General features: G+C 46.0%; 10 protein-coding genes and 1 tRNA gene. 4 read left to right on the plus strand and 7 right to left on the minus strand.

Features of this window, described 5'->3' with window-relative positions:
• Positions 1–22: 22 nt before the first annotated feature.
• The 7 genes from LGS26_RS08640 to pgeF form a co-directional block, all read right to left on the minus strand.
• On the minus strand, positions 23–2,692 hold the full coding sequence (locus LGS26_RS08640) for a M16 family metallopeptidase (RefSeq protein ID WP_237888473.1): 2,670 nt from the start codon (positions 2,690–2,692) through the stop codon (positions 23–25).
• Between the two features lie 145 nt (positions 2,693–2,837).
• Positions 2,838–3,077: a hypothetical protein gene (locus LGS26_RS08645; RefSeq protein WP_407932012.1), complete on the minus strand. Its 240-nt coding sequence runs from the start codon at positions 3,075–3,077 to the stop codon at positions 2,838–2,840.
• 636 nt (positions 3,078–3,713) lie between these two features.
• On the minus strand, positions 3,714–4,604 hold the full coding sequence (locus tag LGS26_RS08650) for a flagellar cap protein FliD N-terminal domain-containing protein (protein WP_237888474.1): 891 nt from the start codon (positions 4,602–4,604) through the stop codon (positions 3,714–3,716).
• 217 nt (positions 4,605–4,821) lie between these two features.
• Positions 4,822–4,897 (minus strand) — tRNA-Glu (locus tag LGS26_RS08655).
• 72 nt (positions 4,898–4,969) lie between these two features.
• Entirely contained in the window at positions 4,970–5,890 is a 921-nt protein-coding gene (locus LGS26_RS08660) for a SufB/SufD family protein (protein ID WP_237888475.1), read from the minus strand.
• Entirely contained in the window at positions 5,871–6,632 is a 762-nt protein-coding gene (locus LGS26_RS08665) for an ABC transporter ATP-binding protein (protein WP_237888476.1), read from the minus strand. Before LGS26_RS08665 ends, LGS26_RS08660 begins: the two co-directional genes overlap by 20 nt.
• 86 nt (positions 6,633–6,718) lie before the next feature.
• A complete protein-coding gene (gene pgeF / locus LGS26_RS08670; protein ID WP_237888477.1) occupies positions 6,719–7,453 on the minus strand; it encodes a peptidoglycan editing factor PgeF in 735 nt (244 codons plus the stop codon).
• A 154-nt stretch (positions 7,454–7,607) separates the two neighbouring features.
• On the opposite strand from pgeF, the gene LGS26_RS08675 reads away from it, so the two are divergent.
• From LGS26_RS08675 to metG, 4 genes are read left to right on the plus strand one after another with little or no spacing between them, the layout of a single operon-like run.
• Entirely contained in the window at positions 7,608–8,699 is a 1,092-nt protein-coding gene (locus tag LGS26_RS08675) for a 3'-5' exoribonuclease YhaM family protein (protein WP_237888478.1), read from the plus strand.
• Entirely contained in the window at positions 8,693–9,751 is a 1,059-nt protein-coding gene (holB, locus tag LGS26_RS08680; RefSeq protein WP_237888479.1) for a DNA polymerase III subunit delta', read from the plus strand. Before LGS26_RS08675 ends, holB begins: the two co-directional genes overlap by 7 nt.
• A 41-nt stretch (positions 9,752–9,792) precedes the next feature.
• On the plus strand, positions 9,793–10,818 hold the full coding sequence (locus LGS26_RS08685) for a PSP1 domain-containing protein (protein WP_330873286.1): 1,026 nt from the start codon (positions 9,793–9,795) through the stop codon (positions 10,816–10,818).
• 1 nt (position 10,819) lies between these two features.
• Positions 10,820–12,763 (plus strand): methionine--tRNA ligase, encoded by a 1,944-nt coding sequence (metG, locus tag LGS26_RS08690; protein WP_237888480.1) that lies wholly within the window; start codon positions 10,820–10,822, stop codon positions 12,761–12,763.
• The last annotated feature ends 5 nt before the right edge of the window (positions 12,764–12,768 follow it).

Here is a 12,768-nt window from a genome sequence, read left to right on the forward strand (position 1 = left end):
GGATTCGACTCCTAGCGAAACCTTATTGTGGGACAGGACCCCTGACGACCTGAACCATGTCGTTAGGGCGTATCCATTTTGAAAATGCCTTTCTAATATCAGTGGCCGTAAGTCCCATATATTTTTTTGCAGCCCTTACAGGTTCGTCGAGTGGCAGATCATTGGCCGTGCAATAGATAAAATCCTTTGCTATTTGATCCACGCTCGATTCAGACAAAGAAATTTTACGCAACATGAGCGCCTTGGCCTGATTCAATTGATCATCTGAAACCGCTACCTTCTGCATATCGACAAGGTCACGGCGGACAATTCCAGCCGCTTTGGAAACCTTGTCAGGGTCACATGCAAAAACTACCGAATAGACTGACCTGGTCTTGCCTGCATCAAGCTGCGAGTCCACAAAGTATACAAGACCTGTAGTCTCACGCAGGTCCTGATAGAGTTTTGTAGCATAGAAACCCCCGCCTAGTACGTTATTTCCCAATTCCAAGGCATAGAAGTCAGGGTCTGTGCGCCTTAAACCAAGGGTCTGGGCCATAGTGACCACATCCTGTACGCGGCTCGAATCCGGCACGCTCACAAAAAACGGCTTGTTATTTGGAACCGCAGGGAAATCAATGATCGGCCTAGGGCCTTTTGCCGTCCAAGAACCAAAATACTTGTTAATCACCCCAAATACCTCTTCTGGAGTAACCTTTCCTATGACCACAATAGTGGTCATGTCCGGTCTAAATACACTTGAATAATACCTTTTTACGTCATCTAAGGTAAGGGCGGAGATTGTCTGCGGGGTGGGATGGCGCAGACTGGGGTCATTCTTGGGGAAAAGGCTGGCCTTGACGGCATGTTCGGCCAGATAACCCGGGCTCTTGAGCTCCCCAGCCGCAGAAGCCGCGGCCTGTTTCTGAACGATGTCAAAGGCATTTTTGGGCAGGGCCGGATGGAGTTCATTTTCTGCAAGCAGTTGAACGCCCCGATCAAAATGATCGGGTGTCACCCTTATAAAGAAGTCAGTGCCAGCGGACTCGCTCGCCCCTATGTCATCAAGGGCCTTCTGAAAGGCAACCCTATCAAGGGACAAACTCCCGTAAGAAAACAATTGGGATAAGATGGCATCGACCCCCTCCTGTCCTTTGGGTACCTGCATGTCAGGATTATTCTTTATATGACCAAAAACGCTCACAGTGTTGCTTATGGATATGGGTTGCACGATAAGGACAAGCCCGTTTTTCAAGGTGCTTACCACTGGATGTACAACAGGGTGTAGCGTAGCAGGACGGCTCAAGGCCTCCTTGGCCCATTCTGGAAGTTCAACCCTTGCCGAATGCCCTGTGATCAGCTTCTCACTGCCGCCAAACCCTTTCGATGAAACGGGCTTACCTGAGACCTCTGGGGTAAGAACGGCCTGGATAGAATGATCCACATCAAGATATTTTGCGGCTACGCGGTTCACGTCCTCCGCGGTGACCTTCTGTATGGCCTCTATGTCATCGTCCGGGGAATTCCTGCCCTCCACGGCTAGCGCCTGAGACCAGCTCATGGCAAGACCCGATATCGAATTTTTTTCAAACTCGGCCTCAGTTACCTCATGCAATTTAGCGGCGGCCACCAGATCCGCAGGGACACCGTTTTTTATTACGGCAAGCAGAATGTCTCTCACATCGGCCATAAGGGCCCTGCTGTCAGCTCCTGACGGAAAGGCCGCCACAACGTAACCGAGCCCTGACCTGGGCAGAGGATCCAGTTCAAACCCTGTGAAAAGCGCCTTGCCGTTTGAAACCAAAGAATAGAGCTCTGAGCGCTGGCTGTTCAGGATGTCGGCAAGGATCACAGACGCCGCATAGTCCGGACTGTCATACCCAGGCATCCTGAACGCAAAAGACACCATGCCATAAGGCCGGTCTGTCGTCATGTTGAGCACAGCTGGCTTGACCGGTTGGAGACTCACCTCCTTGCGGGCCGGAAGCCTTTTGGTCTGAATCCCGCCAAATAGTTTTTTCACCTTTTGTAGTGTCTCAGACGGATCTATGTCGCCGCATATAACAAGGATGGCGTTGTTAGGGGCATACCACTTGTCATAGAATTGCTTGAGCATGGCCCCTGTAGTCTTGTCAAAAGAGGCGCGGGTTCCCAGCGCATCATGTTCATATGGGGTCCCGGCAAAAAAATCCTTTAGGAGCCGGGTGTAAAAGATGTATTCGGGATTTGAGAGGTCCTGCGCCACCTCCTGCTCTATCGCCCCGCGCTCTTCGGACCAGAGTCTCTCACTGTCCAGGACGTCTTCCATCCGTAACGCCTCTATATGCAGGGCCACATCCAGGTCTTCCGCAGGCACAGTAAAAAAGTACTGGGTCACGTTCTGCTGCGTGTCGGCGCCGAAATCTCCACCCATTTCCGCAGCTATACGTGCAAGTTGGGCAGCGGTAAGCCCAGGGCTTCCACGGAACATCATATGTTCCTGGGCATGGGCCATGCCTGGGAACCCTTCAGGGGCCTCATCAGAACCCACCAAGTAGTTGACCACAGTGGTTACGACAGGGGCCAGAGGATCCCTGATCATCACCACCCGGAGGCCGTTTTCCAGTTCCGCCCGGACTACTTCCTCGGCCCCCGCAGTCCCCATAAAGGCCAACATCATGACTATTATCAGGATGAGAAAAAACTTTTTGGAAACATGCATCTTAATAACCATAGGGAAACCCCCAAAAATTCACTTTCTATACCAGTTTTCTCATACATCGTCTGTATTTTTAAAGATGCATCAACAATATTATTTATATATGGTATTTATATGCGCAATTTATTTGTTTTTATGCTTTATATATGATTATTATCTCTTAAGATGCTATAGTTTCTAATATTCTATATCTATCCATATTATATGCAAGATTTCTAAGACCTATCTTTGCATAGGCGCGAGCTGCGCCTATAGTGCGTAACAAAAGATTATCTGCTTTCTTAAGTTGAACTCCAAAAATATGCTCTAGCCTTGCCCTATTTTTCGATTTTAATTTGTTATTTCCTTTTTCTATATATAATAAATGATTGTTCCTATAACCTTTTCTAAATGTATTCATTATAAGTATTGTCTTTTAAAAAAAGTTTCTTCTGAACAATAGGCTGAATCCGCCCAAACATCTGCATTTTTCATACAATCTCCAATAAATGACTTAAGAACAAAAATATCTTCCTTTCTAAATTTAGAATAGCTATGAAATAAAAGAAATAGCCAATGAAATCATTAGACAGCTCTACATGAGAGAGTGAAAGGTATAAAGGTATAAATGATCACGGCTTACAATATTGTATTCACTAGGCTTCCGCTTGGGAGAAGATTGGATATCAAAATATTATTCTCTATGAGTGCAAGATAATTATATAAACCATAACTATATTGTTTTATATTACTGTTTAAATTGTTAAGAAAACTATTTGTTTGAGTATTTATATAATTTGTTGCTGATGATGACTGTATTTGCTGTACTACTGAGATTATATTTGTCGCTAATCCACTTATGATGCCTTGTGCTTGATTTTGATTATTATTTAATATACCGATTAATTGCCCTTGATTGACTGATAGTGTATTATCATTATTTATAGTTATTCCTATTGATTGTAAATTTGCAGCCTGAGCATTAACAGGATTTATTATTTCATTAAGTACATTTTGATCGATATAAGCGCTATTCTGTTGTAGAAAATTAACCATATTATTGAAAATTGTTAATAGCATTGCTTATGGCATTACTATCAGCTGTAACTGTAATTGTCACCATGCCATTTGTTGGATTTAGAAGATTTATCTGTAAATTATTATTATCAATGCTTATATTATTACTTGTCGATGTATAAGCTTGGTTATTAATCGTATAGCTTGCATTATTTGCATAGCTAATAATTTTATTAGCTCCACTTGTTATAACAGCATTGCCTGTTACATCGCTTAGATTAAAAGCACCAATGGTTCCTGTATTATTTGCAATTATTTGTAACTGACTCGTATTATTTTGAGTATCTGTTATGACGCTTGCTGTAACACCGACGTTTGCATTGTTGATGGCTTGGGCCATATTATTTAAAAAAGTCTGGTTGGTATCTGTAGCATTGACGTTTACCGAAATAGGTGTTGTGATACCATTTATCGTTAAATTAAAAGTATTTATACCTGCAGAGGCCGTAGTTGTATTGCTGCTGACAAGGAGGGCGCCCTGATTAACTTGGGCGGATGCCAACTGATTGACATATATATTGTAGGTCGTGATAGTGGCCCCAGGTTGTGCAGACGCAGACACCTGGTTGGGGTTTGAGGAGTTAGCAACAACCTTATCAAAGACACTTGTATTAGCCCCTGGGTAGCTGTCAGGTACAAGGGGATAAGAAGCTTGATATAGTTGCCCTGCATACGTACTCAGCTTATTTAAGGCCTGACTCAATAAACTAAACTGCTGCTGATACGTCTGACCTAGGGAGAAGGCTTGGGCGGCCGCATTTTCTACCAAACCCAATAAGGCGTCAGGGCTGTTTGCCCCCGTGCCTTGATTGTTGTTCAGATAATTAATGTATAGATAATTGCTGAGGTAACTATAATCTGTATTGACCATAACTTCCTCTATTCAGGGGCTGGTAAACAAGCAAGTACAAAAATACAAGATTATATGTTTATATATGTTAAATACAAAATAAAACAAAGATATAAACTGTCAATATAGATTTATGCCCACTGACTGGCTGTTCAAGATGCCGGCTTGAGGGGATCATTTTATCCTTTTTGAAAAGGATCCTTAAACTTAATAGATAGGCTAACTACTTGATTTTATTTGGCGGTCCCAAGGGGACTCGAACCCCTGTTTTCGGCGTGAGAGGCCAACGTCCTAGGCCACTAGACGATGGGACCGCATTTTCAGCAATGGGTGCAAGATTATAGGTCTTCTGCTCTAGTGTCAAGAGAATCCAACAAAAAAATGGATTATCTTAAGAACCCACGTATAATCCTATTGACGGCCTCGTCATATGTAAGCCCAAGACTCATAAGCTTCATAAGCTGACTATTTGCGATCTTGCCGATAGCCGCCTCATGGGTGAGCTCGGCGTCTGGATGAAGACTTCTTAAGGAGGGTATCGTCTCATTTGTGCCGTTGTCCATTACTATGGCGTCACACTCGAGGTGGCCGTAAGAACGTGCCCTTGCCTCAAGCACCGCGTAAAAATCCTGCTTCGAATCCCCTTTTATGACGGACCTGGATATCAACTCCGCCCTGCTGTCTTCGCCCTTCAGGATTATAGTATTTTTTGAAACCGCCCTCTGCCGCCCTTCTGTCATGACGCGTTCTGTTACGAGGATCGAACTCCTTGGCCCAAGCTCGGCCTCGTTCGCACGTTGGGCCTCGTCCACGCCGCCGATTTGGGTGAGCTCTAACTCGGCATGGGCACCTTCTTCTAAGAAGACCCTTGTAACCGGATTAAGCGTTCGCTTACCGGTGCCTGACCCAATCCCAAGGTGCTTTTCCACATATTTTACTTTGGAGCCCTTGCCTATCCTGAACTCATGGATGCCTGCATGCCCTTCCGGCCTGTCCGATCCGCAATGTATGCCGCAACCCGCTATAATCGTCACGTCACAGCCGTCTCCTATTATAAAATTGTTCTTCACGACGTCAAAGAGATCGGCCTGACTCAATATCACAGGGATGTGAACGGATTCGTTTACAGTCCCTGGCTTTACTATGATATTTATACCTGTATTGTCTTCATTGGTCTCGATCATGATATTGGCGGATACCTGGCGGCCGAGAAGCTTTCCGTTTTTTCTTATATTATAAGCCCCTTTTGGGATGTCCTCCAGATCCGCCACCCCCTTTAACAGTTCTCTATCTATGACATCTAGCATAGTTTTCTCCTTCACAAATCGTCTTCCAGTTGCAGAAATCAAGGTCTTTAAGGAGCGGCAATGTGGTATCAAGATCTCCGGTATGGACGATCTGTCCGTCTTTTACCAGCAGTATCTCATCGGCTGCTTGAAGAAATTTTTCATTATGACTGACAACGATCGTTGTAGTGCCGTATTTATCTCGTTCCCTCTTTAAAAGATCGATCATCGGTCCGATCGTCCAGAGATCTATCCCGGTATCTGGCTCGTCATATATGGCGATCTTGGGGTTTCTTGCAATGGTCGTCGCGAGTTCTATCTTCTTGATCTCGCCGCCGGAAAGTGCATTTCCAACCTCTTTGTCGAGAAAGTCAGTCGAACATATGCCGACCCTTATGAGTATCTTTACAAGTTCAGCCTCGTCGGTGGTGCCGGCTGCGATGGAAAGCAGATCTCCAAAGGTAAGCCCCTTGAAACGGGCAGGATTCTGAAAGCTGTAAGCGATCCCTGCCCTTGCCCTTTCTGTGACCCCCAGGGAGGTGATATCCCTGCCCTCCAGGAATATCTGACCTGACGTGAGAGGATTTATACCCATTATCAACTTTGCGATCGTTGTTTTACCGCTTCCGTTGGGGCCGGTTATCGCATAAAATTTACCTTTTTCAAATCTATAACTTACACCCTTAACGATCATCCGCTGATGCGGACCTGAGTACTCATCCTGCTCTTCAACAGAAAAATAGAGATCTTTTATCTCGAGCATCTAATAATTTTTCCTTTCTTTTAGTTTAGCTCCGCCGATCTGCCGATCTGCGCATCATGATTATCAATCTTCAAATCAAACGGGCATCAAACGAGCACGGCGACCGTTGCACACCTGCCTGTTTTCTTTTCTCGTCTATAAGAATAATAATCATTTTTACAAAAATTACAAATTTTTGACATAAAGATCTTTTCAGCATGCACCCCAGCGGCCATCAACTGCGCCTTTGTTATGGCCCAAAAATCAAAACGATCACCAACGGTCTTAAATGACAAGAATTCATCCGGCAAGACACCCCGCCAGCCCTTAAACTCCGCACAACAAGGCCCAATCGAAGGGCTTATACCGGCCCAGATATCCCCAGGTCTTGAACCGAAATGTCTTGCCATCGCAGCCACCGCCTTCCCAATGATATTTAAAACACTCCCGCGCCAGCCACAATGGATATTGCCTATCGCGCCCCTGACAGGATCAAAGAGCACAACCGACTGACAATCTGCGTGCTGGATCATCAAGGCAACCCCACGTTTTTTAGTTAAAAGGCCGTCGGCCCCTTTTATTGCATCCCTGCTGATCGACCCACCCATATGATCTGTGATGAGATCTATCCGATCCCCATGCACCTGGACCGAACTCACCAACGATAAACATCCTATGGCGCCCGCGATCTTCCCTCTGTTTTCCGTAACCGCCTGTGGGTCATCGCCCACACGAAATCCAACGTTCAATTCATGATACGGGGCACTGCTTACGCCTCCCCAGCGGTTAAAGGTAACCGCGACAAGGCGGTCTTGAAATTTACCAGGGAAGAGTGAAAGCATAATCTACGTTCGAGACAATCCCTGTCTGTTTGTGTCTATTTGCCACGACAACCTTTCTGGATTATATTTTTAAATCTATTTTATATACAATACAAGTAACCGCGATATTTCAATCACTAAAAATTATATGGCTATCAAAGCCAGGCAGCTTTTTATGGAAAAAGGTAAATTTATAGCAGACATCATGGAAAACGACCGGGTTGAAGGTGTGTTTTTGGTAAAATCCAAACACCTCTACTCCAGCAAAAACGGAGTGCCATATATTGCTCTGACCATAACGGACAGGACCGGAGAGATTGAAGGGCGTATCTGGGAAAATGCCCAGGCAGTGGACAATACATTCGGACAGAGGGATTTTGTCTTCGTCAAGGGCGACGCTGTCTCGTGGCAGGGGGCGACCCAGATCAAGATCTCAGACATTAAAAGGCTAGATGACTGCGATGTGGACGCCGGGCTTTTTATGCCATTGTGCCCGATCGGTACAAAAGAACTCTGGGAGGAACTGCAGCTCTATATAAAAAAGATAAAAAATCAAAATTTCAAAAGGCTTCTTCAAGAGACATTCAATGATAAAAAAATCAAGGATGAATTTTTGAAGGCACCTGCCGCAAAACGTATGCACCATGCCTATCTGGGCGGCCTTCTTGAACACAGCGTCTCTGTGGCAAGGCTTGCCGACGCCATATCAAGACTTTATCCGCAACTCGACAGTGATCTGCTGATTGCGGCAGCCATACTCCACGACATCGGCAAGATAAAAGAATTATCGTTTAAGCGACCGCCCATAGATTATTCCAATGAAGGGAGGCTTGTCGGACACCTTGTGCTCGGCGCCGGGATGATAGATGAAATCGCAACCGGTGCCGGCCTCAATAAAGAGGCCAGCGATCTTGTGCTCTTGAAACACCTTATCCTGAGCCATCACGGGCAAAAGGAATTCGGCACCCCTATCCTGCCGATGACCGAAGAGGCCGTGGCGCTGCATCTGATTGACGACCTGGATGCCAAGCTCAATTATTTAAAAAGTCTAAAGAACGAAATTGATGGCGATGACTACGGCTGGACAGAATATCAAAGACTGCTCGAGAGATATTTTTATCTCAAGGGGTCAAGGGCTGTGGAGGCCGCCGGATCGGAAGGGATCGCAAAGCAAGAGGGGCTGAACGATAAAGGTGATAAAAAAGACAGCAATATGTCATTTGTGCGACAAATGGATTTGCTTTCCACCGAAGACCAGGTGTGGTGAAAAAAGACCTCTTTTCCGCATCATCAAGCCAGGCCCGCGTTATCAAGATCATGGGGCGCATATTAGACCGTGGACGCCTGGCCCATGCCTACATCCTGATAGGTCCAGATGGAATCGGCAAGGAGGCTGCTGCAATCGACTTGGCGAGGTTGATTCTCTGCGATATACCGGATCTAGGAGACCACCCCATGCCATGCGGCGCATGCCGGAATTGCAAAAAGACAGGCCGGGGCGTCCACCCTGATCTGTCCATCCTAAAACCAGACGGGGCGACAATAAAGGTTGATCAGATAAGAAGTCTGCAGCAGATGATCTCTCTTGCGCCTCTTGAAGCGAAACGAAGGGTCTCAATCCTCGTCAACGCACACAAAATGAACAATGAGGCCGCAAATGCACTTCTCAAGACCCTTGAAGAGCCACCCAATAAAAATCATCTCTTTCTTACAGCAACATCCCTCGAAAGGCTTGTTCCGACAGTGGTCTCGCGCTGTCAAGTCTTGAGATGCGATGCCCTGCGCCGCAATGAGATCGAAAGGATTATAAAAGAAATCCATCCTTCATGCCCAGAAGAGGCGGCAGTATTCATATCCAACATGTCGCAAGGCAGCATCATGAGGGCTGCTTACCTGCTTGAACGCAGGGTACTGGAGATCAGAAATGAGATATTTAGCTTCATCGACAAAGACAGGCCGGAGGCTGTCCCTGCATTTTTTAACCTCTCCAAGAAGCTTTCGCAGGATATTGACTCTGCGCTCCTAACCATACAGATAATGAGATCGATAGTCAGGGATTTGGTCTTGATTTTTGAGACAAGCCGCCCAGGCCGAGGGGGTGCTTGGTCTAAACCCTTGACCAAAGACATCCTGCATCGCCATCTGATTAACCCGGACAGGTTTCAGGCCCTCCAGATAATAAGAGATAAAATCGACCGGGAAAGGCTCTGTCAATATAAAAACCTCCTGGATAGTGCCGAAGCAATGATCGAACGGAATATAAACAGGGAACTTATCATTGAGGCATTGCTGGTCTTCTGGATAAGAAGAGGTTATTGACCCTTTTATGATGAGACAAAATTTGTTAGAGTCCATTTGGTATGGAAAATGACAATAAACACAAACCAGCTGGTTCTACCTCGGTGCAGCACGTGCAGAAATCATTTACAGCTGACATACAAGACGCATACGACCAGAATAAGGGCCCATTTAATATGACCATCGTAGGGGTTAGGCTGAGACAGGACCAGCCGACGATCCATTTTGATGCAGGCGATGTCCCTGTAAAAGACGGAGAATGGGTTGTGGCGCCCACTGAACATGGCAAGGAAGTCGGACAGGTGTCAGGGGCGCCTTTAAAGATAACACTCCAAAACAAGATGGACCTGCCAAGACTTGAAGGCCTTGCAAGCACCCATGAGATAGAACTCTACTATCAAAATCTTGAGAAGGAAAAGGAGGCGCGGGAGATTTGTCTCGGTTTCATCAAAGGCCTGGATCTCAAGATGAAACTCATACGAGTTGAACGCTTCTTTGAGGGGAACAAGATCATATTCTATTATTCCTCCGAAGGTAGGGTCGATTTCCGTGAACTGGTAAAGGAGCTAGTCAAGGTCCTTAAAACACGTATAGAGATGCGCCAAATAGGTATAAGGTACGAGTCAAAGATACTCGGCGGCATAGGGGGCTGCGGACGCGAACTCTGCTGCGCTACCTTTCTTAAAAATTTTGACCCGATCTCTATAAAGATGGCCAAAGTGCAACGTATGCCCCTTAATCCGAGCAAGATATCAGGGCTATGTGGAAGGCTCCTATGTTGTCTGACTTATGAATATGAGACTTATCTTGGCATCAGGCAAGAAAATCAGGCGATGGAGATGGGCATAGACGGCCATGATATAGAACATGACATAGAAAAAAATATTACCGTAGAAGACGAAGACGATATGTCTGACCTGGCAAGCGACATGGATGATGAAGAAGGAGCCCGAGACTGGCCGCCCAATGAAGACAATGGCGTGGCGGCATTGCAAGGGCAAAATGTCGACAGGAACGGCAATCACAAAAAACTGCATAAAGGAGATATGCCGACCAAAAGAAAAAGGCAAAGGTCAAAGGACAAGTGAAATGAAAGATCGTTTCTTTATAACTACGCCTATATATTACGTAAATGCCCATCCCCATATCGGGCACGCTTATTCCACTCTCGTCGCCGACGTGCAAAATCGCTTTCACAGGCTTAAGGGAGATGAGACATTTTTTCTTACCGGCACCGACGAGCACGGTGATAAGATTGTACAAGCGGCAAAAAAAAACGGTATGGAACCAAAGGAATATGCAGATAAGATAAGCGCCGAATTCCAAGCCTTATGGCCACTTCTCGGCATAGAATATGACAAATTCATCCGAACAACAGATCGGTCGCACATCGCAACCGTCCAGGACATACTTAAAAAGATCTTTGAAAAAGGCGAGATAGTCTTCAAAGAATATGAAGGGCTTTACTGTGTAGGTTGTGAACGCTTTTATATGGAAAGGGAACTTATAGACGGAAGATGCCCAGACCACGGTGTCGTTCCCATAAAAACAAAAGAAAAAAACTATTTCTTTCTGATGAGCCACTACCAGGATTGGCTGTTAGACTATATAAAGCGACATCCAGATTTTATAACGCCTGAACGCTACAGAAATGAGGTCCTGTCGTTTCTTAATGAACCGCTTGAAGACCTCTGCATCTCCAGACCGACCAGCCGTCTTACATGGGGCATCCCGCTCCCGTTTGATGAAAATTTCGTCACCTATGTCTGGTTTGACGCCTTGGCTAACTATCTTTCCGGGCTTGGATACCCTGACGATGAAAATTTTTTAAAATTCTGGCCAGCAGCCGAACATATAATCGCAAAAGATATATTAAAACCCCACGCCATCTACTGGCCCATCATATTGAAGGCGATAGGGCTTCCCCCCTATAAACACCTCCATGTACATGGCTACTGGCAGATAAAGGATCGAAAGATGTCCAAGAGCCTTGGAAACGTAATAAATCCAAGGGATATGGTCAAAAATTTCGGAACTGACGCCACGCGCTATACGCTCATCAGGGAAATGAACTTCGGGCTCGATGCCTCATTCAATGAAGATTCTATCAGAACGAGGATAAACGCAGACCTTGCAAACGATCTTGGCAATCTCGTCAGCCGCAGCCTCGCCATGGTCTTGAAATATACAGATGGCCTGGTCCCTTGTCCATCTTTTGTGGGCGGTCAGGCCGCACTACTTAAAGAGGCTATGTTGCGTCTTGTCCAGGAATTTGAAGCCGCAATGGAGGCCTTCGAGATGCACAAGGCCCTTCAAAAGACCTGGGGGATGGTCAACGCAGCAAACAAGGCTATCGACTCAGCCGCGCCATGGGAGCTTGCCAAGGACCATTCCAGACATACAGAACTCGAGGGTATACTATATGCACTGCTCGAATCAATCCGCATAATTTCTATCCTGATATACCCTGTCATGCCGTCATCGGCAGCAAAGATACATAAAGGCCTCGGCCTGGATCCAAAGGCGGGTCTCAGGTTTGAAGACGCAAAGAAATGGGGGGTTCTGACGCCGGGCCGTGCAGTATCACACATAGCCCCCCTGTTCCCGAGGCTTGAGACAAAAAAGAAAAATTTGGAAGAAGAAAAAGAGCATAAAAGGAGAAAGATCGTGTCTTCTGGACCAGATTGGACAAATAAAAAAGAAGGAGACGAGTTGATCGAGATCGATCTCTTCAAAAAGATCGATCTGAGGATCGCCGAGATAACAGGTGCAGAGGCAGTTCCAGGGGCTGACAAACTCTTGAAGCTGGTCGTACGTTGCCCTGAAGAACGAACGATAGTAGCCGGCATAGCAGGACATTTCAAACCTGAAGAGCTTATTGGGCGCAAGGTTATTATAGTTGCAAATCTCAAACCAGTAAAACTTAAAGGTATCACGTCAGAAGGCATGCTTCTTGTGGCCAAAGACGATGCAGGCCTCCATCTGACCGCGCCAGCGGATCAATCTATTACGCCGGGGGCGAAGATCAGCTGATCAGG

It is taken from the genome of Dissulfurimicrobium hydrothermale, from assembly GCF_022026155.1.
GTDB classification, from domain to species: domain Bacteria; phylum Desulfobacterota; class Dissulfuribacteria; order Dissulfuribacterales; family Sh68; genus Dissulfurimicrobium; species Dissulfurimicrobium hydrothermale.